This is a genomic window from Primorskyibacter sedentarius, from assembly GCF_004342065.1.
Lineage (GTDB): Bacteria > Pseudomonadota > Alphaproteobacteria > Rhodobacterales > Rhodobacteraceae > Primorskyibacter > Primorskyibacter sedentarius.
Window position 1 is genome coordinate 73345 of sequence record NZ_SLZU01000013.1, and the last position, 22374, is coordinate 95718.

General features: G+C 62.3%; 19 protein-coding genes. 13 read left to right on the forward strand and 6 right to left on the reverse strand.

What is annotated here, in order from left to right; genetic code table 11:
• Positions 1-3: 3 nt before the first annotated feature.
• Entirely contained in the window at positions 4-792 is a 789-nt protein-coding gene (gene rpiA / locus EDD52_RS16320) for a ribose-5-phosphate isomerase RpiA (RefSeq protein WP_132246919.1), read from the reverse strand.
• A gap of 429 nt (positions 793-1221) precedes the next feature.
• Here rpiA and EDD52_RS16325 point away from each other — a divergent pair, with 429 nt between their 5' ends.
• From EDD52_RS16325 to EDD52_RS16335, 3 genes are all read left to right on the forward strand, one after another.
• A complete protein-coding gene (locus EDD52_RS16325) occupies positions 1222-2646 on the forward strand; it encodes a Do family serine endopeptidase (RefSeq protein WP_132247021.1) in 1425 nt (474 codons plus the stop codon).
• A gap of 267 nt (positions 2647-2913) precedes the next feature.
• Positions 2914-3237, forward strand: coding sequence for a 2Fe-2S iron-sulfur cluster-binding protein (locus tag EDD52_RS16330; protein ID WP_132246921.1), 324 nt, complete (start codon positions 2914-2916; stop codon positions 3235-3237).
• Positions 3237-3998, forward strand: coding sequence for an FG-GAP repeat domain-containing protein (locus EDD52_RS16335; RefSeq protein WP_132246923.1), 762 nt, complete (start codon positions 3237-3239; stop codon positions 3996-3998). The genes EDD52_RS16330 and EDD52_RS16335 overlap by 1 nt, the downstream gene beginning before the upstream one ends.
• A gap of 128 nt (positions 3999-4126) precedes the next feature.
• Here the strand turns inward: EDD52_RS16335 and purD are convergent, their stop codons facing one another.
• Together purD and EDD52_RS16345 are read right to left on the reverse strand one after the other, a co-directional pair.
• Positions 4127-5389 (reverse strand): phosphoribosylamine--glycine ligase, encoded by a 1263-nt coding sequence (gene purD / locus EDD52_RS16340; RefSeq protein ID WP_132246925.1) that lies wholly within the window; start codon positions 5387-5389, stop codon positions 4127-4129.
• Positions 5390-5468: 79 nt separating this feature from the next.
• Positions 5469-5822, reverse strand: coding sequence for a hypothetical protein (locus EDD52_RS16345; RefSeq protein ID WP_165907567.1), 354 nt, complete (start codon positions 5820-5822; stop codon positions 5469-5471).
• A 99-nt stretch (positions 5823-5921) separates the two neighbouring features.
• On the opposite strand from EDD52_RS16345, the gene xseA reads away from it, so the two are divergent.
• The gene (gene xseA / locus EDD52_RS16350) at positions 5922-7466 is read left to right on the forward strand and encodes an exodeoxyribonuclease VII large subunit (protein WP_243651974.1); all 1545 of its coding nucleotides are present in this window, start codon (positions 5922-5924) and stop codon (positions 7464-7466) included.
• Positions 7467-7539: 73 nt separating this feature from the next.
• Here xseA and EDD52_RS16355 read toward each other — a convergent pair whose 3' ends face one another.
• On the reverse strand, positions 7540-7944 hold the full coding sequence (locus tag EDD52_RS16355; protein ID WP_132246931.1) for a hypothetical protein: 405 nt from the start codon (positions 7942-7944) through the stop codon (positions 7540-7542).
• Between the two features lie 290 nt (positions 7945-8234).
• Between EDD52_RS16355 and EDD52_RS16360 the strand changes: the two genes are divergently transcribed.
• Together EDD52_RS16360 and EDD52_RS16365 are read left to right on the forward strand one after the other, a co-directional pair.
• The gene (locus EDD52_RS16360) at positions 8235-9548 is read left to right on the forward strand and encodes a short-chain fatty acid transporter (protein WP_132246933.1); all 1314 of its coding nucleotides are present in this window, start codon (positions 8235-8237) and stop codon (positions 9546-9548) included.
• Positions 9549-9807: 259 nt separating this feature from the next.
• Positions 9808-10956 carry a lytic murein transglycosylase gene (locus tag EDD52_RS16365; RefSeq protein ID WP_132246935.1) on the forward strand — a complete coding sequence of 383 codons (1149 nt, stop codon included), beginning with the start codon at positions 9808-9810 and terminating at the stop codon, positions 10954-10956.
• A gap of 55 nt (positions 10957-11011) precedes the next feature.
• Here EDD52_RS16365 and EDD52_RS16370 read toward each other — a convergent pair whose 3' ends face one another.
• Positions 11012-12007, reverse strand: coding sequence for an aldo/keto reductase (locus tag EDD52_RS16370; protein ID WP_132246937.1), 996 nt, complete (start codon positions 12005-12007; stop codon positions 11012-11014).
• A 108-nt stretch (positions 12008-12115) separates the two neighbouring features.
• Between EDD52_RS16370 and EDD52_RS16375 the strand changes: the two genes are divergently transcribed.
• Positions 12116-13696, forward strand: a complete 1581-nt coding sequence (locus tag EDD52_RS16375) for a hypothetical protein (protein ID WP_132246939.1) — start codon at positions 12116-12118, stop codon at positions 13694-13696.
• Positions 13697-13711: 15 nt separating this feature from the next.
• Here the strand turns inward: EDD52_RS16375 and EDD52_RS16380 are convergent, their stop codons facing one another.
• Positions 13712-14443, reverse strand: coding sequence for a GntR family transcriptional regulator (locus EDD52_RS16380; RefSeq protein ID WP_132246941.1), 732 nt, complete (start codon positions 14441-14443; stop codon positions 13712-13714).
• A 155-nt stretch (positions 14444-14598) separates the two neighbouring features.
• Between EDD52_RS16380 and EDD52_RS16385 the strand changes: the two genes are divergently transcribed.
• The 6 genes from EDD52_RS16385 (at position 14599) to EDD52_RS16410 (ending at position 22334) form a co-directional block, all read left to right on the forward strand.
• Entirely contained in the window at positions 14599-15639 is a 1041-nt protein-coding gene (locus tag EDD52_RS16385; protein WP_132246943.1) for a TRAP transporter substrate-binding protein, read from the forward strand.
• 53 nt (positions 15640-15692) lie between these two features.
• Positions 15693-17816: a TRAP transporter large permease subunit gene (locus EDD52_RS16390; protein ID WP_243651975.1), complete on the forward strand. Its 2124-nt coding sequence runs from the start codon at positions 15693-15695 to the stop codon at positions 17814-17816.
• Between the two features lie 19 nt (positions 17817-17835).
• Positions 17836-17958 (forward strand): dihydroxy-acid dehydratase, encoded by a 123-nt coding sequence (locus tag EDD52_RS16395; protein WP_132246945.1) that lies wholly within the window; start codon positions 17836-17838, stop codon positions 17956-17958.
• 9 nt (positions 17959-17967) lie between these two features.
• Positions 17968-19704, forward strand: a complete 1737-nt coding sequence (gene araD, locus EDD52_RS16400; RefSeq protein WP_132246947.1) for an L-arabinonate dehydratase — start codon at positions 17968-17970, stop codon at positions 19702-19704.
• 253 nt (positions 19705-19957) lie between these two features.
• The gene (locus EDD52_RS16405) at positions 19958-21490 is read left to right on the forward strand and encodes an aldehyde dehydrogenase (NADP(+)) (protein ID WP_132246949.1); all 1533 of its coding nucleotides are present in this window, start codon (positions 19958-19960) and stop codon (positions 21488-21490) included.
• Between the two features lie 67 nt (positions 21491-21557).
• The gene (locus EDD52_RS16410; RefSeq protein ID WP_132246951.1) at positions 21558-22334 is read left to right on the forward strand and encodes an HpcH/HpaI aldolase family protein; all 777 of its coding nucleotides are present in this window, start codon (positions 21558-21560) and stop codon (positions 22332-22334) included.
• Positions 22335-22374: the final 40 nt, after the last annotated feature.

Genomic DNA, 22374 nt, shown 5'->3' on the forward strand with positions numbered 1-22374 from the left:
TCGTTAGCCGTCCAGGTCCCTGAAGAGGTTGTCGGTCTTGGGCGCATCCGGCCGCTGCCGCTGTGCCCCGCCCGATGTGACATCGCGCAGTTCCACCTGGCCGTCGCTGTGGCCGATGACCACGACATCGCAAATATCAATGAACAGGCCGTTTTCAACCACGCCGGGCAGTTGGTTCAGCGTCAATGCCATCTGCCGGGCGTTGCCTATGCGGCCCAGATGCAGGTCAAGGATATGGTTGCCTTCATCCGTCACGAAGGGGGCGTCGCCATCCATGCGCAGCGTGACGTCGCGTCCGCTCACATCCATCGAGCCCAAGGCTTCCTCGATCAGCGTCTTCGTGGTGCGCATGCCGAAGGGGATGACCTCTACCGGCAGCGGAAATTTCCCAAGCGTTTCGACCGATTTGGCCGGATCGGTGATCACGACCATCTTGTCGCTCGCTGTCGCCACGATCTTTTCCTGCAACAGCGCGCCGCCACCGCCCTTGATCAGGTTGAGATCGCCGTCAAATTCGTCCGCGCCATCAATGGTGACGTCAAGCCAGCCAGCCTCGTCGAGCGTGATGACCTCGATGCCGACCTCCCGGGCCAGCTTTGCCGTACGTGTGGATGTCGGGACGCCCCGGAATTTCAGGCCGTTGTCGCGAACCTTGTCGCCAAGGCAACGCACAAGCCAAGCCGCAGTCGATCCGGTTCCAAGCCCGACCCGCATGCCATCTTCGACAAACTCTGCCGCTCTTGCGGCAGATGCAAACTTGGCCCTGTCAACGGGGGACAATTCTGAGGTCATGTATAGCTCTCCGTAGGTCGCCGGGGCGTTATAGGGAAGATGTGGCGGGGGCGCGAGGGGCCAATTGCAACAAATCGCTTCCCGACATGCGGAATTGGGCAGATGGAAGCGCGCGCGGGCCGCCTCGGGCATAGAATCAGGTGGGTTCGGTCATGCGGTTTAGGCGCTCGCATCCGCAAGATCCCCCGGCAAACAAGGCCGCAAGCCAGCGTCACATGGTCGATTTCCGGCTCTTCGGGCGTGCTCACAACGCGTTGATCGAGCTGTGAGTGGACATGGCGTCGATTTGCGTTCACCAATTCAGTGCCTACATTGTGACCACAAAGCGGCGGTTTTCCATGAACCGGCCATCTCACGTCACTGACAAGGAGAAGTCGAGTGCAACCACAGGCAATCACAAATACACAGACCTCGGGGCACCGGCTCCGGATGATCTGGCTGTCCGGCCTTACCGTGATGCTGATCATGTCACAGGCAGTTGTCGCCGCAGCGCGCGGCGCGCCGGAATCATTCGCGGATCTGGCCGAGCGCATCAGCCCGGCTGTCGTCAACATCACCACCTCTACCGTGGTCGAAGGCCGCAGCGGACCGCAGGGGATCGTCCCCGAAGGCTCCCCGTTCGAGGATTTCTTCCGCGAGTTTCAGGACCGTAACGGGCAGGGCAACCGGCCGCGCCGCTCCTCGGCACTTGGATCCGGATTCGTTATCTCCGAAGATGGGTTCATCGTGACCAACAACCACGTGATCGACGGCGCCGACGAAGTGACGATCGAGTTTTTCAGCGGCAATGAACTGCCCGCCACGGTCGTGGGGACAGATCCCAACACTGATATCGCGCTTTTGAAGGTCGAAGCGGACGAGGCATTGCCGTTTGTCAGCTTTGGTGACAGCGACCTTGCGCGCGTGGGCGATTGGGTCATGGCGATGGGCAACCCGCTTGGTCAGGGGTTTTCCGTCTCCGCGGGTATCGTTTCGGCCCGCAACCGGGCGCTTTCAGGCACCTATGACGACTACATCCAGACCGATGCGGCGATCAACCGTGGTAACTCTGGTGGTCCGCTCTTCAACATGGATGGCGAGGTTGTCGGCGTGAACACGGCAATCCTGTCGCCGAATGGCGGTTCCATCGGCATCGGGTTCTCGATGGCGTCCAATGTCGTTACCCGGGTTGTCGATCAGCTGAAGGAATTTGGTGAGACACGCCGCGGCTGGCTTGGCGTTCGCATTCAGGACGTCACCGACGATGTCGCAGAGGCGATGGGCCTTGAGGCCACCGCTGGCGCGCTGGTGACCGATGTGCCGGAAGGCCCGGCCATGGAAGCAGGCATCAAGCAAGGCGACGTCATTGTCAGCTTTGATGGCCGTTCTGTCGAAGACACGCGCGGGCTGGTGCGTCAGGTGGGTAACACCGAGGTTGGCAAGAGCGTGCGCGTTGTCGTGATCCGTGAAGGCGTGTCAGAGACGCTGAAGATCACGCTCGGGCGGCGCGAAGAGGCTGAAGGCGCGGTGCCTGCCGCACAGCCCGGCGATGTGACCCCGGAAGAGCCTTCGAAATCCGAGGTTCTGGGCCTTACGCTTCAGGTGCTGAGCGATGACTTGAAAGCGCAGCTGGATCTTGGCCCGAACAGCGAAGGGCTTGTGGTCACGGATGTCGACGAGACCAGCCAGGCCTATGAAAAAGGTCTTCGCGCCGGTGATCTGATCACCGAAGCAGGACAGCGCAAGGTGGTCAGCATTGGCGATTTCGAGGATCGCATCACCGAAGCCCGCGAGGCCGGCCGCAAATCGCTATTGCTGCTGGTTCGTCGTGGCGGTGATCCGCGCTTTGTCGCTTTGGGTCTCGACGAAGGCTAAGGTTTGGCTGGCTTGCCAGTTCGAAACCGCAACAGGGGCGCCCACGGGCGCCCCTTGTCATGAAAACCTCGGCGGCAAGGAAACGGCCGCCGTCTTGGTCAGACGCTTGATGCGCGGTGCCCCCGTGGCAAAGGCTGGGTAAGCCCGGCAATTCTTGGGCACAGGCCCCCGGACCTCGCCCCCAACGGGTCGGGCTGTCAGTTTGGGGTGGTGCGCGCCCGGCCGCTTGGCTAGGAATATCTGAATATCGTGAAATGAGGAGCCGAAATGGCGAAGATCACCTATATCGAACACAACGGAACGGAACATGTGGTCGATGTGGCCAGCGGGCTGACCGTCATGGAGGGCGCGCGGGACAACAACATTCCGGGCATCGAGGCTGACTGCGGCGGCGCTTGCGCCTGCTCTACCTGCCATGTCTATGTCGATCCGGCCTGGGTGGAAAAGCTGCCCGCCAAGGATGACATGGAAGAGGACATGCTGGATTTCGCCTATGAGCCTGATCCCATCCGGTCGCGTCTGACCTGTCAGATCAAGGTCACGGATGAGCTTGAAGGGCTCGTTGTGCAGATGCCCGAAAAGCAGATCTGATGCGTGGACTGGCGCTGCTTCTGGTCCTGATGGCCACCGGCGCCAGCGCGCAAGAGGCCTGCACGCAAGGGGACGGTACGATCCTGCGTCAGGTCTGCTACCTTTCTGACCCGCCGCCCGCAGCGCCCTACGGGCATACCATCCTTGGGGACACGCCTGAATGGTCAAGCCTGTCTCTGGATTGGGGGCCGGGTGCCGATGAGGCCTATTCCGGCGGCGCACGGTCGCTTGTCATGCGGCTGGAGGGGGGCATTTTCGAAGATGTCGCGCCCCGTATCGTCGAGTTGGGCGATGACCCGCTCCCCGAAGTGCTCGTCGTGAACAGCGAGGCGGGGCAGGGTGCCCGGGCATTGATTTTCGACGTCAATGCGGACGGGGTGCGCGTGATCGCAGGGCCCTTCATTGGCCAGCAGAACCGCTGGCTCGCACCGGTTGGGGTGGCCGACCTTGATGGTGATGGATTGGCAGAGATCGCCTGGGTCGACCGACCCCATCTTGCCCGGGTGCTGCGGATCTTCCGCGTACGTGGAGCCGGGCTGGTTCAGGTCGCAGAAATGGATGGGGTGACCAACCATCGCATCGGCGAAGACCATATCACCGGGGGCATCCGGAACTGCGAGCAGAGTGCCGAGATGGTCCTTGTGACCAGCGATTGGAGCAGGGTTGTTGGCGTGACGATGCGCGGGAAAGAACTGCGCCGCCGCGACCTGGGGCCGTTCAACGGTGCTGGCAGCGTTGACAGGGCGATGCGCTGCGGCTGATTTGCCACCCACCACCAGCAATTCTGTAAACGCGCGCAGCGGCGCGCAATTGCAGACCTACCGCCGCGGTCTGGATGAACCTGATCCGCCGCGATGTCATCACCGGACAACAACGCTGCAGCGTCGGTTCAAAGTGCGCGCCAGCCGATATCCCGGCGGCAAAAGCCCTCTGGCCAGTCAATAGAGTCGACCAGCGCATAGGCACGATCACGCGCCTCGGCGAGGGTGGCCCCCCGCGCGGTCGCATTCAGGACGCGTCCGCCACTGGCAGTGATCCGACCGTCCTGCTGCTTCGTTCCGGCATGAAAGACCATGTGAAAACTGTCTTCCGCCACCGCGTCCAAGCCACTGATGATGCTGCCCTTTTCGTAACTGCCAGGGTAGCCCTTGGCCGCCATGACCACTGTCATCGCGTGGTCCTCTGCCCAGTTGACGCGCGCCTCTGACAGGCGCCCGTCAGCGGCGGCGTGGATCAAGTCCAGCGCTTGTGCACCCAGCCGCATCATCAGCACCTGGCATTCCGGATCGCCGAAGCGGACGTTGTATTCTACCAGCCGTGGCGCGCCATCCTTGATCATCAGCCCGGCATAAAGCACCCCCTGATAGGGCGTGCCCCGGCGTGCCATCTCGGTCATCGTCGGGCGAATGATCTCGCGCATCGCGCGCTCTGCGATTTCGTCGGTCAGGACAGGCGCGGGGGAGTAAGCGCCCATGCCGCCCGTGTTGGGGCCGGTATCGCCTTCGCCGACGCGCTTGTGATCCTGCGCCGTGCCGATAGGAAGAACCTCCTCACCATCGCACAGCACGAAGAAAGAGGCTTCCTCACCGGTCATGAATTCTTCGATCACGACCTCGGCGCCCGCCTCTCCGAAAGAGCCGCCAAACATGTCGTCAATGGCGGCTTCGGCCTCGGCCACGGTTTCGGCGATGATCACGCCTTTGCCAGCAGCAAGCCCGTCCGCCTTTACCACAATGGGTGCGCCCTGCGCGCGAACATGCGCCTTGGCGGCCTCGGCATCGGTGAAATGGCCGTAAGCGGCGGTGGGGGCGTTTGCGGCGTCGCAAATCTCTTTGGTGAAGGCTTTGGATGCCTCAAGCCGCGCCGCGTCAGCGGAGGGGCCAAAAACCAACAGCCCGGCATCACGCAGCCGGTCAGCGACCCCGGCGGCCAAGGGCGCCTCTGGCCCCACGATCACAAAGTCGATCGCTTCGGCTTCGGCGAAATTCACCACTGCTGCACCGTCTTCGGTATCAAGCGTCGCGCAGGTGGCGATCTGGGCGATACCGGCATTGCCCGGCGCCACGATCAGCTTGTCGCATTTGGGGTTTTGCATCATCGCCCATGCCAGCGCATGTTCGCGCCCGCCGCCGCCAAGAATGAGGATGTTCATTGCATCGCCTCCGCCCAGAAATCCGCCCAGTGTCGTTCCGCACGCCTTCTAGGCCGCGCGGCGCGGAGGCACAAGCGCGCTAGCCGCCATGCACCATCAAAGCGACAACAAGCGCTTCGGCATCTGCACTGTAAAGCACGATGTCCTCGCGCAGGCGTCGCAGCAGCACGGGTCGTCTGTCCTCGGGCACGCGTGCTCTGTCCATGGCCTCGGTCATCCGGGGCCCACCACCGACAGTGATTTCGGCAATCAGCGCCGAATGGTGCTGCGCGACATGCGCCGACACCTGCGAGCGCCGCGCGTTGTAGCGCGCATTTCCGATCCCCGTTGCAATGGCCTGACCCGGCAGAAGCAACGGGTTTGGCAAATGGCTGGCTTCGTTACTGCACGCCGCAGCAAGGCAAATCGGGACGATCAGGAGCGGGCGCAACATCCGATCAGACTGCCCTTGCCCGATGCAAAATGGCAAGGGCGCTTGGCCTTGCCGGTTGCCGGGTTTAAGCTGCCGCGAAACAGGCAGGAAATCAGCGCAGTGTCAGATCTTTTTTACGATCCCGTCCCCGGCGAGAACTCCCCCGAATTCAGCGTCACGGAAATTTCCGGTGCGATCAAGCGGGTGATCGAAGGCGAATTTGGCCATGTCCGCATTCGCGGCGAGGTTGGCCGGGTGTCGATGCCGCGTTCGGGGCATATCTATCTCGACCTCAAGGACGACCGCTCTGTCATTTCAGGCGTTATCTGGAAGGGCGTCGCCGGGCGCCTTGCCACCAAGCCGGAAGAGGGGATGGAGGTTATCGCGACCGGCCGTATCACCACGTTCGGCGGGCAGTCCAAATACCAGATCGTGATCGAAGACATTCGCCCTGCGGGCATGGGTGCGCTCATGGCGATGCTGGAAAAGCGCAAGGCGGCGCTTCAGGCCGAGGGGCTGTTCGATCCCGCGCGCAAGAAGAAACTGCCTTATCTGCCAGAGATCATCGGCGTCGTCACTTCGCCCTCGGGGGCCGTGATCCGCGATATCCTGCACCGTCTTCGCGACCGTTTTCCGCGCAAGGTGCTGATCTGGCCGGTAGCAGTGCAGGGGGCGGCCTGCGCGCCAGAGGTTGCCCGCGCGATCCGGGGTTTCAACGCCATGACACCGGGCGGAGCCTTGCCCCGGCCTGACCTTCTGATCGTGGCGCGTGGCGGCGGCTCGATCGAGGATCTTTGGGGGTTCAATGAAGAAATCGTCGCACGCGCGGCGGCGGAATCAGAGATCCCCCTGATCTCAGCAGTCGGGCACGAGACCGATACCACGTTGATCGATTTCGTCTCTGACCTTCGCGCCCCGACGCCAACTGCGGCCGCCGAACATGCCGTGCCAGTGCGGCTGGAGCTGCTGTCCTGGGTGGGCGACGCACAGGCGCGGCTTGGCAATGCGCTGACCGGCCGGCTGGATCGGAGCAGTCAACGTCTGCGAGACCTCGCGCGTGCCCTGCCTAGGCCTGAAACGCTTCTGGATGGGCCCCGGCAAAGGCTGGATGTTCAGTCAGACCGCTTGCCTGCCGCGCTGATCCGGTCGGTCCAGATCAGGCGCGTGACGCTCTCGGATATTGCGGGCAGCCTGCGCCCGTCGCTGCTGCACCGCGCGACCGCTGCAGAAAGGCGCCGTCTGGCGGCGCTTGCCCCCCGCGTTGCCCCCGCCTTGTCGCGCAGCACGAAAGACCGGCGCAACGCGTTTGAGGCGATTTCCGTGCGGCTGTCTTCTCGGCCCATCAGCGCCGATCTTGGTGCCAAACAGCGTACGCTGGCTGATCTGACCCGGCGTCTGACGGAGGCGCAATCCCGCCGTATCGACGAGGTGAAGACAAGATTGGAAGGGCTGGACCGGCTGCGCGAAACCTTGGGCCACCGCGCCACGCTTGCACGCGGCTACGCGATTGTGCATGGCGATGACAAGGTGGTCACCAACACTGCCGCCGCCGCCGCCGCCACGGCGATAGAGATCGAATTTGCCGATGGCCGGTTCAAGCTCGGCTCTGCGCCCACGCGCAAGCGCAACCCGAAAAAGCCGCCCGAACAAGGGTCTCTTTTCTAAGGGCTTTGCCTGTTACGGGCACGAACGGTCCGGGTGCCCTGCCATAAGGGGAACGTGCGGCGACAGGCGCGGCTCAGACCCCGACTTCGGGCCCGTAGCACAGCATCGGTTTGTCGTCCTGCTGCGCCTCGTAAAGTGTGGTCGCTTCCGGATCGTTCTCAAAGATCGCGCGCAATCCGCCCGGCTCCTTGAAGAAGGACCAGCATTGCGGATCGGGCGTGTCATCGTAGACAAAGCAGATCTGGCCAGCCTCTTCGTACCAGAACCCGTCTTTGCACTGGCCATCCATGAACGACCATTGCACGCGACGATTGCCAAGATAGCGCTCTACGCCATAGGCCTCTCCGCCATAGGCGAAATAGAGGGTCTTGCCCTGAACGTAGCGTTCGAATTCCAAGGCGGACATGGCCGATTGCGCGGACGCAAGCGCCGGGGCAAGGACCGTGACAAACAAGAAGCTCAGGACAAACCGTTTCATGAGATCACACTGCCAGAACCGGCCGGGCAGGAAAAGCCCGAGCCTGTCACGTTTGGGTCAAATGGCAGCGGCCCGCCGATCCGGCCTGGCCCGAAAAATCGCCTGAGGCAGGCTTGAGATGGCCGTGCCGGGCGGCACATGGCCTGTTGCGGGCGGAGGGAAATGCCGGATGTCCGGATATGAGGGAAATTGTCGCGGAAAATAAGGCGTTCAACAGTGCGCGGCATCTTGCATCTGTGGGTTGAATGGGTGCAAGGGTGAGGCAGTTCCACATCAACTGGAGGCTCGCAATGTTGCGCGCATTATCCCGGCCCGCCACCCGCATGATGGAGCGGTGGCTGCCTGATCCTTTCATTTTCGTACTGATCCTGACCCTCGTCGCGGCAGGCGCCGCGATGCTTTTCGAGGGGCAAAGCCCGAAGGCCGTTCTCGAAATGTGGGGCGGCGGTTTCTGGGCGCTTCTGACCTTTGCCATGCAGATGCTGCTGGTCCTCGTCACGGGGTTCATCCTCGCCTCTTCCCCGCCCGTGCGGGCGGCCTTGTCGAAAATCGCCGGGCTGGCGAAATCCCCCGGTTCGGCCATCGTGCTTGTCAGCGTCGTTTCACTGGCCGCGGCCTGGCTCAACTGGGGGTTCGGGCTGGTTGTCGGTGCCATTTTCGCCAAGGAGCTGGCCCGGCAGGTCAAGGTCGATTACCGGCTTCTGGTCGCCGCTGCCTATTCGGGCTTCATCATTTGGCATGGTGGCTTGTCCGGCTCAATTCCGCTGACAATCTCGACACCCGGCCATTTCGCCGAAGACCAGATCGGGCTGATTTCCACCTCGCAGACGATCTTTGCCGGATGGAACCTCGCAATCGTCGCGGCCCTGTTCATCGCGATGCCGCTGGCGAACCGGATGATGATCCCCCCGGCAGAGGAAACCTATCTGATTGATCCTGCCATGCTTGACGACAGGATGCCTGCCGCCCCTTCGCCCGCCGAAATGACCCCGGCGGAGCGGCTTGAAAACAGCCGTATCCTGATGTGGCTGGTTGGCATTCCGGGCCTGATCTGGCTGGCATTGCACTTTGCAGGCGGGGGCGGGATCAACCTTAACGTCATCAACTTCCTGTTCCTGTCGCTTGGGATCACCTTTCACGGCACCGCCCGCAACCTTCTGGGCGCGCTGGATGAAGGTGTAAAAGGGGGTGCGGGCATCGTCATCCAGTTCCCGTTCTACGCGGGCATCATGGCGATCATGACCAGCTCCGGGCTTGCCGCCAGCATGTCGGCATGGTTCGCCTCCATCTCTACCGCGGAAACGCTGCCGTTCTGGAGCTTTATCTCGGCGGGGATCGTGAACATCTTCGTTCCCTCCGGCGGCGGTCAATGGGCGGTACAAGCCCCGGTCATGCTGCCGGCCGCAGAGGCGCTTGGTGCTGATATAAGCCGTGTGGCGATGGGCGTTGCTTGGGGCGATGCCTGGACCAATATGTTGCAGCCGTTCTGGGCGCTGCCGATGCTGGGGATTGCCGGGTTGAAGGCGCGTGACATCATGGGCTTCTGCGTGGTGCAGCTGCTGGTCTCCGGCATCCTGATCGGCGGGTTGCTCGTCCTGCTGTAAACGGTTCGACCCGAAAGGCCGCATGCCCCACGGGGCGTGCGGTCAGTCCACGCTTTGAGACAACAGGACGGGTGCATCGGCCGAGTGTCATGCAGCCGTCCGGCCCGGATGAGGCCACATTTGGCATGCGTCCCTGTGGGCCCTTTCCGCCAAGCCACCCTGACCACCCACTGACCCGGTAGCGCGTCCCTTCATATCTCGCCTTGCGGAAGAGGGGCGCTGCGGTAGACTGGGCAAAAATAATGTGGTGAGCAGGTAAATGTACGCAAATCGTAGAATGTTTCTTCTTGGGCTGGGCGCCTTTGGCCTCGCAGCATGCGGCAATGGTGGTGGCTATCGGGCCTCAAGCGCAGGATCGGGGGGGCTGCCCGCTGACCTGCGGCCAACGCCGAACGCGGCCTATGATGCTTGGGTGGCGGGTTTCCGCGCGCGCGCCATGTCGCAAGGCATATCGGCCTCGACGCTGGACGCGGGCTTTCGCGGGACGGGTTTTCTGCCCGGTGTCGTGACGCGTGACCGCAATCAGACCGAGTCCACCCGCAGCCTTGAGGATTACCTTGCAATCGCCGCGTCGGACGAACGCGTGGCCAAGGGGCGGGCCGCCTTTTCCCGGCATCGCGCAACCCTCGCTGCGGTAGAGGCACGTTACGGCGTCGAAGCGCCGGTCGTGGCTGCCATCTGGGGGCTGGAAAGCTTCTACGGGGAGCGGCGCGGCGATGTGCCGGTGGTGTCGGCCACCTCTACGCTGGCCTTCGACGGGCGCCGGGGCGCGTTTTTCGAGAAACAGCTGGTGGCTGCGCTGAAAATCCTGCAATCGGGCGATGTCTCGGCCGCCAACCTCAAGGGGTCCTGGGCAGGCGCAATGGGGCATACCCAGTTCATCCCGACCTCTTACCAGGCCTTCGCGGTCGACTTCACCGGGGACGGGCGTCGTGACATCTGGTCCGAAGATCCGTCAGACTCGCTCGCCTCGACCGCAGCTTATCTCTCGCGAAACGGATGGACGCGTGGTGTCAGATGGGGCGGTGAAGTGGGCAACGGTGCCCCGGCAGGCCGGATCATCCAGCCGCAACCCGGCGGGCCGCAATTTGCAGTCACGTCGAATTTTAACGTGATCAAGCGCTACAACAACTCTGACAGCTATGCCATCGGTGTCGGGCATCTGGCAGATCGCATCGCTGGCGGCGGCCCGATCCGTGCGAGTTTCCCGCCCGACGAATTCGGCCTGACAAAGGACGCACGCGTCAGGCTGCAACAACGGCTGACTTCGCGCGGTTTCGACACAGGCGGGGCGGATGGCGTGCTGGGGTCCAACAGCCGCAAGGCGATTGCCGCCTATCAGGCCAGCATCGGCCTGCCTGCAACGGGCGATCCGTCGGTGGCGCTGCTGCAATCGCTTGGCGGCTGACACAGCATCGCGCTGGCGGGGCGTGCCCAAAGGCGCGTCCCCGCTGAAGGGCAGATCAGCAGTAGCGTTCCGGCCCGACCCATTGCGCCGTGGTGTAACGGTCGCCATGCGCCCATCCGACGGGGAGCGCATCTTCGATCCGGGTCAGCTCCGCATCTGACAGCTTCATATTGGCCCCGGCGACGAGTTCGCGCAGATGCGCCGGATTGCGTGTGCCGGGGATCGGGATCACCGAGGGCGATTTTGCAAGCAACCACGCGATGGCCAGAGCGGCAGCACTGGTTCCCGCTTCGGCTGCGAGCGTCCGAAGGGCCGCGCTTGCAGCGATATTCGCGGCATAATTGGGGGCGACGAAGCGCGGATTTCCGGCGAGGAAGGCCGAGGATGCGATCCGCTGCGGGGTTGGGGGACGATCAGTCAGAAGGGCCCGGCCCACTGGCGAAAAAGCCACCAGCGCTGTTCCCTGCCGTTCGCATTCCTGTACCAGCCCAAGCTCGGGCGCCCGCGTGGACAGCGAGTATTCCGACTGAACCGCCGCGATCGGATGGACCGCCACTGCCCGGCGTAAGGTGGAGGGCGCAACTTCGGAAAGGCCGACGGAGCGGGTCTTGCCCTTACGCACGAGCATGGCCAAAGTTTCTGCCACCTCTTCGATGGGGCGTGCAGCCTCGCGTCGGTGGACATAAAACAGATCAACGCACTCCACTCCCAACCGCGACAGGCTTTTGTCCAGCTCTTCTTCAAGATGGGCGGGCGAATTGTCGAAATAGCGCTCTCCTGATGCGGGGTCGCGGGTGATGCCGGCCTTTGTCGCGATCACGAACGGGTTGTCGCCCCGCTGCGCGATATAGCTGCCGATGATCGATTCCGATTTGCCCATCCCGTAGACGTTGGACGTGTCGAGATGGTTGACCCCAAGCTCCACCGCCGTATCCAGCAGGGAATGCGCCTCTGCCTCGGTGGTTTCGCCATAAAACCCTGCAAAGGACATGGCCCCGATGCCGATGGCAGAAACTTCCGGGCCATCACGCCCCAATTGCCGTGTCTGCATTGTGATCCCCCACGATTAATTCTTGCCCGGTTGGGCGGAAAATTCTGCGGTTTCACTGTGCCAGACCCAACTGTACCTCTGGACAGTGCCTTTTACTGATATATTACTATGTCAACAGCAGGACGGTATCAACAGACCTATGCCCGCGCATCTTTTTGCGTGGCAGAGCTGGCCTTTGTCAGGCTCTGGGTCTGCTCGTGGATGCCGCAACAGCTACGGCCCAGAACGGAAAGCTCGACCTATGCGTTTGCCATCCCCACCGTGTTTGCAAAACGCTGTGTCTGGGCAGCCCGGTTGCGCGTCGTGATGCGGTCGCGGTCTTTGCTGTCCGCTGCAATCGTCGCCGTAATGGGGCTGGAGATCTGCGCCCGGATGACGGGGCTGGAGACGCTGCGCTGGCTGTCATGGGCGAGCCTGGGTGCGGTGATAATCCTGTCATTTCGCAGGCTGGGGATGCGCGAATATTACCTGCTGAGCACAAGCGCCCTGACCACCGCGCTCGCGCTTTTCTTCCCGCTTGGCAAGGACGGGATGATCCCCGGCGCTTTGGATCAGGCGAGTTTCCTGATGGCCTTCATCCTGCTTCTGGGCTTGCTGCACGAGGCTGCCGCGAGCTCTCCCTCCGTCAGCGAATTGGGTGCCTATCTTACCCGCCAGCCCCCGCGGCGGCGCTACTACGCGCTGAATGGCGGCACCGCGATCATGTCGATCCTGTTCAATGTCGGCGTCGTCAGCTTTCTTGTCCCGTTGATACAGCGCGGCATTCGTCAGGCCGCGCCGGACGATCCGTTGAATCCCATCCGGGAGCGGCGGCAGCTGAGCGCTCTTCTGCGCGGATTTGCATGGAGTGTGATCTGGTCACCAACCGCGATTGCGCCGCTGGTGTTGATGGAGCTGATGCAAGGCGTCGACCGGTTGCGGTGGATCCTGATTGGCCTTGTGATCTTTTTCGGCGTGATGGCCTTGGGCGGGATCGAAGACCAGCTTCGCTACCGGCGGACGCGGGGGCGCCGCCCGATTGTGCCGCCGCCGTTTCCACGTCACGCCGCAGTGATGTTCCTGGCGGCCTGCGGCTGGCTGTTGGGAATGGCGGCGATTGTTGCCTGGGCCACGGGGGATACCATCGTTTTTGGTCTGATCGTGGCCTGTCCGGTGATGCTGGTGGGCTGGCTATGGGCGCAGAATGCAAAGGGAGACGCGTGGCCGGTTCTTCAGGACCGCCTTGGCGAGCTCTATCGCGATACCCTGCCAAAGGCCGCGCCCATCGCGGTGACGCTGGCCTGTTCAGGCTATATCGGGCGAATGCTGGCCGGGCTGATCCCGGCGCAGGCCTTGGGGCAGGCCCTGGGCATTGACGCCGTGCCTGACTACGTCCTCCTAGGGCTGCTGCCGTCTGTCATTGCATTGCTAAGCCTGTCGGCACTGAGCCCGATCATGATGGCGATTTTCTTCGGCAGCCTGTTCGGGGCCTTGCCCGTGATGCCTGCGGACCCCACGCTGATCGCCCTGTCGATTTCCTGCGGATGGGCCTTGGCAATGACGTTCTCTCCGTTTTCAACGGTCGTATTGCTGACCGGGCGGGTCAGCGGGCTTGCCCCCATCACCCTGACATGGCGCTGGAACCTGACCTTCAGCTTTCTGGCGGCCTTGTTGCTCTTGGGGGTCTTCCGCATCCTCACGCTTTTCTGACATGCGGCCGGCGCGTCAAAGCTGTTCCGAGGTGAAATAGTCGGGAAACTCTTTTTGGAGCACGGAAATTCGCAGGATGGTTCCGGTCAGGTGCTTGCGCATCTCACGCGCAGCAACGTCCGGGTCGCCGGTCTCGATGGCATCAAGTACGGCGCGGTGACCGTCCAGAACACCGTTCATCTTGCCCGCTTTCGGCAGTTCAAGCCGCTGGCAGCGGGCGAGATGGCCCAGCCTGCCACCCAGATAAATATGTAGCCCGATCATGCCCACACCTTCGAACAGCGCCCGGTGAAACGCCTTGTCGAGGTCACTGAACATGTCCGCCTGATCGGGGCTGTCGCGAAGAGCCTCCTGCATGTTCAGAAAGATCCGTGCGCGGTGGAGCGCGGCCGGGTCTGGGTGTTCGGCAAGCTGCCGGACAACCTCTGTCTCGATGGCGACCCGCAAGAATTGCGTTTCATGAAGCTGTTTGACGTCGATCCGTGCCACGACCGTCCGGGATTGCGGAAATATCCGGACAAGCCCGTCTTGTTCGAGCTTCTGCATCGCTTCGCGAATAGGCGTCTGGCTAACGCTGTAATGGTCTGCCAGCTCGGTCCGGGAGAGGGTGACGTCCGGTTTCAGCTCCAGGTTCACGATCCGCTGGCGCAGGTTTTCATAGACGCGCTGCGCGGCCGACGCGCCGAGCGTGGTGCCGGTCGCCGAGGCGAATATTCCCTGTTCTGTTGGGCTGAGCGTCAGTTTCATGCGCGCCTTCCTATCGCCCTTCGATTGGTTTGTCCCGGCGTTCCTGAACGAATGATTTCTTGCCTAGCTTACCTTACTAATATATTAGCTGACTAGTCGTTTCTGCACAGCCTCCGATTTCGTGGCGTCGCAGCACGATAATAGGGAGGAAACCAATGAAATCGTCAAAACTGAAGAAGGTAACCGGGGCTGTCACCCTGGCAGTGAGTCTTGCCGTTTCCGCAAGCGCGGCAATGGCCGCGGACCGTGTGCTGAAGATTCAGACCAGTTCCAATGCGAGCCACGCGTCGTTGGCCTATCTCAACGAGGAATGGGTTCCCAAGCTGGAAGCGATGACTGACGGCGCCTTGTCGGTGGAACTGCTGCCCGTTGATGCGGTCGTGCCGCGCCGCGAGACGGCAGAAGCCATCGGTGTGGGCATCCTGGACGGTGACCTGACATCGATCAATTATTTCGCGGGTATCGACCCGGCTTTTGCCCTGATGGGTGACCTCATTGCAGGCTACGATTCCGCTGACCAGATTCAGGCGTTTTGCGCACAGGGTGGCGGCAAGGAGATGCTGCAAAAGCTTTATGATACGCATTTTCCGGGCGTGCATGTCGTGGGCTGTGGTGCCTATGCGCGCGAGGCGTTTGTGTCCAAGGTGCCCGTCAACGGGGTGGCTGATTTGAAAGGGTTGAAGATCCGTTCGCCCGAAGGGCTGGCCGCGGATGTCTTCAAGCGTGCCGGCGCTGCTCCGGTGTCCATGTCGGGCTCTGAAACCTACGGTGCGCTGGAAAAAGGCGTGATCGACGCGGCGGATAATTCCGCCTACGCAAACAATGATGCCAATGGCATGCACAAGATCGCGCAATACCCGATCTTCCCGGGCATTCACTCGACCCCGATCCTGCAATTCACCGTTTCCGAAATGGTCTGGGAGGAGCTCTCCGATGCCGAGAAAGTGGCGTTGGAGACATGGTACCTTGCTGCCTATAACGGTCTGCGGCAGTACTTTGACCGGCTCGACCGGCAACTGGTGGCGCGCGACAAGGCTGCGGGCGAGTTGACGATCATCGACTGGCCTCAGGCAGAACGCGACAAGCTGCGCGTCATTGCTCAGGAAGCGTGGAACGACTTCGCGTCCCAGACCGATCTGGCCAAAGAGGTCTACGAAACCCACGTCGCTTTCATGAAGCAAGCGGGCCTGCTCTGAGATCCGTCTAGAAAGGGGGATGCCCACCTCGCGTTCGGCGCGGGATGGGCATCATGATGATCGGACCACCCCGGGAGGTGGGCAGCGGGGGGCTATCCGGCATGAGCCGCGAATATGACGAGCATCTGGCCAGCGCGCCTTTGGAAGTCGCGGGAGACGATCCGCTGCATGACGAGCAGGATCTCAGCCGCGACGATTACACCGTTGTGGACCATTTCAGCCACACGCTCGGAATTGGGATCTCTGTCTTCTACATGGTGGCGGCAGTCGCGACCTTGTACGAAGTCTTTTCGCGCTATGCGCTGAACGCACCGACCTACTGGGCATTTGAGACGGTGATGATGCTTTGTGCAAGCGCGTGGATGCTGTCCTCGGGCTATATCACGCTGAAAAAACGCCATATCGGGATCACCGTCTTTCACGTTATGGCCAGCGACCGGCAGCGCTGGTGGCTGGATCTGTTCGCGATGCTGGTGGGCATCGTGGCGCTTTACATGCTTCTCGCTGACGCCTCGGTTAGGGCCTATGTCAGCATCGGCCGGATCGAGAAATCCGGGTCGGCATTCAATTCGCCGCTGCCGATGGTGCTGAAAACCGTGATGGTGGTGGGGGCGTTCTTGTACCTCACGCAGCTGACGGTGAACCTGCATCGGCATGTCAGATCAAACGCGGCGCGTTGGGCGGTCAAACTGCTGGCGCTTTATATGCTGGTCTATTTCATTGCGGCACTGCTTGGCCACGCTTTTGACATTTCATGGGCCGCGGCCGTTTCCGATGCATTCTCCGGCATCGGCAACGCGCTGGATCCGTCCAAGGCGCTCAACATGCGGGCGATGGATCTTGGAACCGTCTCGCTGATCGTGGTGATCCTGCTTGTGGCGCTGATGATGACCGGCATGCCGCTGGGGATCGTGACGCTGATCGTCTCTGTCATCATGGCGATTACCTTCTTTGGGCCGCGCGGGTTGTTCCTTGTCAGCTCCAACGCCGCAGGGCTGCTGGAGCATTACACGCTGGTCGCCGTTCCGTTCTTCGTGCTGATGGCCTCTATCCTGGAACGGGCGGGCATTGCCGAAGATCTTTTCGACGCGATGTCGATATTCGCAGGCAATCTGCGCGGCGGCGTGGCGGTGCAAACAACGGTTGTCGCGGTGATCCTTGCGGCCATGTCGGGGGTGATGGGCGGCGAGATCGTGATGCTCGGCCTTGTCGCGCTGCCGCAGATGTTTCGTCTGGGCTACGACCGTAAACTGACCATTGGTCTTATCTGCGCGGCCGGGGCGCTGGCCACGCTGATCCCCCCATCGATCATCATGATCGTCTACGGCTTGTCGGCAGAGGTCGGAATCGGAGACCTGTTCATGGCGGGGGCGTTGCCGGGCATCATGCTGGCGGTGTTCTACGCAAGCTACGTCCTGATCCGTGTGAACCTGAACCACTCTCTCGCCCCCACCGCGGCAGAGGTCGCCGCCCAGACCGGCAACGAGAAACGGCTTTCAAAGGACCGGCTGACGGCGGTAATCCTTTGCATCCTCTTGATCGGCACGGTCATGGGGTCGATCTATGGCGGCGTGGCATCCGTGACCGAGGCCGCCGCCGTGGGCTGCATCGGGTCGCTCTTCGTGGCCGCCGTGCGCCACCGGTTCAACTGGGAGGTTCTCTCGGCCGCGATGCTGGGAACCATGACAACGGTCGGCACGATCATCTGGCTGGTGCTGGGTGCGGTCAGCTTTGTGGGTATCTTCAACCTTGTGGGCGGTGCGGATTTCATGCGCTCGATGTTCCTTGGCCTGGGCCTGTCTGCCATGGGCACGATCATCGTGATGATGCTGATCCTGATGGTGCTGGGGACGTTCATGGAATGGATCGCCATCGTCTTCATCACAGTGCCGGTCTTTGCACCCGTGGTGATGACGCTTGCGCCAGAGCTTGGCCTGACCGAGGATCAGGCGAAGATCTGGTTCGGCATCCTTTTCGTGATGAACATCCAGATCTATTTCCTGTCGCCGCCTTTCGGTCCCGCCTGTTTCTGGTTGAAATCGGTGGCGCCAAAGGATGTCACCCTGCAAGAGATCTTCCTTGCCGTTCTGCCCTTCATCGCGCTCCAGATCATCGGTCTGGTATTGGTGATGACTTTCCCGCAAATTGCACTCTGGCTCCCCGAAGCGCTCAACTGATACCGAAGAGGACTGTCCCATGATCGGACGCGACACCCGCGATGACATCGACGGTTATGGCAAATGGCCATGGATCGCAGGCGCCGTGCTGGCCGCCGCGCTGATCTGGGTGATGTTCACCTTTGCCACGCCGATTTCCTGAGGTGATGTGATGACAAAGACCAAGAAGCCCGAAGACCTGCGCTCTGCCCGCTGGTTCGCACCGGATGACCTGCGATCGATGGGGCATCGCAGCCGCGCGATGCAGATGGGCTGGACCAGCGAAGACTGGGAGGGCAAGCCCGTCATCGCCGTGATCAATACCTGGTCGGATCTGTCACCGTGCCACCATCACCTGCGCGACCGCGCCGAATGGGTGAAGCGTGGCATCTTGCAGGCGGGCGGCACACCGGTGGAAATGCCGGTGCATTCCTTCAGCGAACAGTTCCTGAAGCCGACCTCGATGCTCTACCGCAACATGGGCGCGCTGGAGGTCGAAGAGACCCTGCGTGCCCACCCGATTGACGGGGCGGTGCTGATGGGCGGCTGTGACAAATCCACGCCCGCGCTGGTCATGGGCGCGGTCAGTATGGGGCTGCCCTTCATCTTCATGCCTGCGGGCGCAATGCTGCGCGGCAATTACGCGGGCGAAAAGCTGGGCTCTGGCACGGATGTCTGGAAATACTGGGATGAACGCCGCGCCGGCACCATCACTAAAGATCAGTGGGACGGGGTGCAGGGCGGTATCGCGCGCAGCTATGGCACCTGCATGACTATGGGCACCGCCAGCACGATGATGAGCATTGCCGAGGGCTTTGGCCTGACGCTGCCCGGCGCATCCTCCATCCCGGCACCGGATGCCGGGCACAAGCGTATGGCCGCCGCCTGCGGGCGTCGCGCGGTAGAGATGGTCTGGGAGGATCTGACGCCCGACAGGATCATCACCTGGGAAAGCACGCGCAACGCGGTTACCGTGGCCATGGCAACGGGCTGTTCGACCAATGCGATCATCCACCTGATCGCGATGGCGCGGCGTGCTGGCGTGCCGCTGACACTGGAGCATCTGGACGAGATCGGCCACACCACGCCGGTGCTGGCCAATATCCGGCCCACCGGCACGGAATACCTGATGGAGGACTTCTTTTATGCAGGGGGCCTTCCCGCCCTGATGAAGGAACTGGGCGACAAGCTGGACCTGAGCGTCACCACCGTCACCGGCAAGCCGCTGGGAGAGACCATTGCCCATGCCGTCAATTACAATGACGACGTGATCCGGCCGCTGTCGAACCCTGTCTACCACGAGGGCAGCCTTGCTGTGCTGAAGGGCAACCTCGCCCCCGATGGCGCGGTGATCAAGCCCGCCGCTATGGACCCGAAATTCCAGACGCATAAAGGCCCCGCCATTGTCGCGGACAGCTACGCCGAGCTGAAAACCATCATCAATGACGAGAACTACCCGATGACGCCCGACCACGTTCTGGTGCTGCGCAATGCAGGGCCGCAAGGGGGGCCGGGCATGCCGGAATGGGGAATGATCCCGATGCCAAAGGCGCTGCTGAAAGATGGCCACCGCGACATGGTGCGACTGTCGGATGCGCGCATGTCCGGCACCTCTTACGGTGCCTGTGTGCTGCATGTGGCGCCCGAGGCGTTCATCGGCGGACCACTTGCCCTGATCGAAACCGGCGATATCATCGAACTGGACATACCCAATCGCAGCCTGAATGTAGCGCTGAGCGTGGCAGAGCTGGACGCCCGCCGGGCGAAATGGACAGCACCCGCCCCGCGCTATGAACGCGGATATGGCAAGATGTTCTCGTCCCATGTTGAACAGGCCGACAAAGGCTGTGATTTCGATTTTCTGCGCACGGATTTCGGCGCCGCTGTGCCGGAGCCAGAAATCAACTGACAAACGGAATGGCCTCCAAAACGCAAGCAAGCGACAACTACCATCATAGCGCCCAGCCAATCAGCGCGGCAATAGACTTGCGGGCAAGGCCAGCCCCGCGACCCAAGGGAAACCAGCTTGACTCCGGCAGGTCTGTGGCTGACCTCTTGGGCAACACAATTTACCCTCGGCGCCGCACGCGGCGCCTGGGTCAGCGCTGACTGCTTTGCCCGTCGGGCACATAGAATAGACACGATACGAAAGGACGCGACCCATGTTGGACAAATCGACATTCACCCCACACGGCAAACACCTGATCGCAGGGGAGTGGGTCGCTGGCGATGCCACCTTCTCATCCGAGCCTGCCCACGGGCCCGCCCATGACTACAGCGTCGGCACGCCCGCGCTGGTCGATGCAGCCTGCCTGGCCGCGGAAGAGGCATTCTGGTCCTTTGGCTATTCCACCCGCGAAGAGCGCGCCGAATTCCTCAACGCCATCGCGGACGAGATTGACGCGCGCGGGGATGCCATCACAGAGATCGGCACGCAGGAAACCGGTCTGCCCGAAGCGCGGCTTCAGGGAGAGCGTGGCCGAACCGTCGGCCAGCTGCGCCTGTTTGCAGATCACATCCTGAAGGGCGACTACCTTGATCGCCGCCATGACGCGGCGCTGCCCGACCGGGCGCCGCTGCCCCGGCCAGACCTGAAAATGGTGCAACGCCCCATCGGCCCCGTGGCCGTGTTCGGCGCGTCGAACTTTCCGTTGGCATTCTCGACCGCGGGGGGAGACACGGCCTCGGCGCTGGCCGCAGGCTGCCCGGTTGTGGTCAAGGGGCACTCTGCCCATCCCGGCACCGGCGAGATTGTCGCCGAAGCCATTTTTGCGGCGATTCAAAGCTGCGGCATGCATCCGGGCGTGTTCAGCCTGATCCAGGGCGGCAAGCGCGACGTTGGCACCGCTCTGGTGCAGCATCCGCTGATCAACGCGGTTGGCTTCACCGGCTCTCTTGGCGGTGGCCGCGCGCTGTTTGATCTGTGCGCACAGCGTGACAAGCCGATCCCGTTCTTCGGCGAGCTTGGCTCTGTGAACCCGATGTTCCTGCTGCCCGCAGCGTTGCAGGCGCGCGGTGCTGCGCTGGCCGAAGGCTGGGCCGGGTCGCTGACCATGGGGGCCGGCCAGTTCTGCACCAATCCCGGGATTGCGGTCGTGATCGACGGGCCCGATGCTGATGCCTTCATCGACGCCGCCACCAAATCGTTGGAGCCAATGGGCGCGCAGACCATGCTGACAGATGGTATCGCGGCCGCTTATCGGCAGGGGCGTGACCGGATCGCAGGCACTGCAGGCGTTCAGGGACTGCTGACCTCGACCTGCGATTTGCGCAATGCCACGCCCTACCTTTATGCCACGACCGGTAAGGAATGGCTGGACAATCACGCGCTTGGCGAAGAGGTGTTCGGACCGCTGGGCCTCATCGTCCGGGTTGCGGACTTTGACGAGATGCTGGCGATGGCAAAGTCGCTTGAGGGCCAGCTGACCTGCACCCTGCATATGGACGATGGTGACACGGCGCATGGCCAGGCCCTGATTCCGGTGCTGGAGCGCAAGGCTGGCCGTATCCTTGCCAACGGCTTCCCCACGGGCGTCGAGGTTTGCGACTCCATGGTGCATGGCGGGCCATACCCGGCGTCGACCAATTTTGGCGCCACCAGCGTGGGCACATTGGCAATCCGCCGCTTCCTGCGCCCGGTCTGCTACCAGAATTTGCCAGAGTCATTGTTGCCCGGCGATCTGAGCCAAAGCTGACACGGCTTCGGCCCGGGTTATCCGGGCCGCGCCATCAATTCCCGCATATCCACCCGGAGCCAAAACCATGGTCGACCTGCCACGCAACCCGTTCAAAGAGGCACTAAAGCAAGGGAAGGTCCAGCTTGGGCTTTGGGCATGCATCCCCGATTCCTTCGTTGCCGAGATGCTGGCCGATACCGGCTATGACTGGATCTTGCTGGACACTGAACATTCTCCGACCGATCTGCGCATCATCGCCAGCCAGTTGCAGGCGGCCGAAGGTGGTGCGGCACATATGGTGGTGCGTCCGGCAGCCAACGATCCTGTCCTCATCAAGCTTTTCCTGGATATCGGCGCGCAATCGCTGCTCTTGCCGATGGTCAATACCGCCGAAGAGGCCCGGGCCGCCGTTGCGGCCACGCGCTATCCGCCGGAGGGTATTCGCGGCGTGGCCGGCGTGACGCGCGCCTCGCGCTACGGCAAGGTTGCCAATTATGCCGAACGCGCCGCCGAGGCGATCTGCGTGCTGGTGCAGGCCGAAACCGTCGAGGCAATCAACAATGTTGAAGAGATCGCTGCGGTCGAGGGTGTGGACGGGGTCTTTATCGGGCCCGCCGACCTTGCGGCAAGCATGGGGTTCCCCGGCCAGCCCGCCCATCCGGAGGTCGTCGCAGTGATCGAGAAGGCGACCGCGAAGATTGCTGCTGTGGGAAAGCCCGCGGGCATCTTGACCTTCAGAGGCGATATCGTCCGCAGCGTCGCCGCCCGCGGAGCGCGCTTTATCGCTGTGGGTGCGGACATATCGCTGCTGCAGGCCTCTGCAGAGAAGCTCTTGACGGAATTCGCGGATCTGAAAACCTGATTCTGCCGCGCGTCTCTGTCGGCAGAGGCTTGGGGTGTCG

Bases quoted from the DNA above. Each gene is read 5' to 3' on its own strand.
- rpiA (WP_132246919.1), bottom strand. From the start codon at position 792: ATGACCTCAGAATTGTCCCCCGTTGACAGGGCCAAGTTTGCATCTGCC.
- EDD52_RS16325 (WP_132247021.1), top strand. From the start codon at position 1,222: ATGATCTGGCTGTCCGGCCTTACCGTGATGCTGATCATGTCACAGGCA.
- EDD52_RS16330 (WP_132246921.1), top strand. From the start codon at position 2,914: ATGGCGAAGATCACCTATATCGAACACAACGGAACGGAACATGTGGTC.
- EDD52_RS16335 (WP_132246923.1), top strand. From the start codon at position 3,237: ATGCGTGGACTGGCGCTGCTTCTGGTCCTGATGGCCACCGGCGCCAGC.
- purD (WP_132246925.1), bottom strand. From the start codon at position 5,389: ATGAACATCCTCATTCTTGGCGGCGGCGGGCGCGAACATGCGCTGGCA.
- EDD52_RS16345 (WP_165907567.1), bottom strand. From the start codon at position 5,822: ATGTTGCGCCCGCTCCTGATCGTCCCGATTTGCCTTGCTGCGGCGTGC.
- EDD52_RS16355 (WP_132246931.1), bottom strand. From the start codon at position 7,944: ATGAAACGGTTTGTCCTGAGCTTCTTGTTTGTCACGGTCCTTGCCCCG.
- EDD52_RS16360 (WP_132246933.1), top strand. From the start codon at position 8,235: ATGTTGCGCGCATTATCCCGGCCCGCCACCCGCATGATGGAGCGGTGG.
- EDD52_RS16365 (WP_132246935.1), top strand. From the start codon at position 9,808: ATGTACGCAAATCGTAGAATGTTTCTTCTTGGGCTGGGCGCCTTTGGC.
- EDD52_RS16370 (WP_132246937.1), bottom strand. From the start codon at position 12,007: ATGCAGACACGGCAATTGGGGCGTGATGGCCCGGAAGTTTCTGCCATC.
- EDD52_RS16375 (WP_132246939.1), top strand. From the start codon at position 12,116: ATGTCAACAGCAGGACGGTATCAACAGACCTATGCCCGCGCATCTTTT.
- EDD52_RS16380 (WP_132246941.1), bottom strand. From the start codon at position 14,443: ATGAAACTGACGCTCAGCCCAACAGAACAGGGAATATTCGCCTCGGCG.
- EDD52_RS16385 (WP_132246943.1), top strand. From the start codon at position 14,599: ATGAAATCGTCAAAACTGAAGAAGGTAACCGGGGCTGTCACCCTGGCA.
- EDD52_RS16390 (WP_243651975.1), top strand. From the start codon at position 15,693: ATGATGATCGGACCACCCCGGGAGGTGGGCAGCGGGGGGCTATCCGGC.
- EDD52_RS16395 (WP_132246945.1), top strand. From the start codon at position 17,836: ATGATCGGACGCGACACCCGCGATGACATCGACGGTTATGGCAAATGG.
- araD (WP_132246947.1), top strand. From the start codon at position 17,968: ATGACAAAGACCAAGAAGCCCGAAGACCTGCGCTCTGCCCGCTGGTTC.
- EDD52_RS16405 (WP_132246949.1), top strand. From the start codon at position 19,958: ATGTTGGACAAATCGACATTCACCCCACACGGCAAACACCTGATCGCA.
- EDD52_RS16410 (WP_132246951.1), top strand. From the start codon at position 21,558: ATGGTCGACCTGCCACGCAACCCGTTCAAAGAGGCACTAAAGCAAGGG.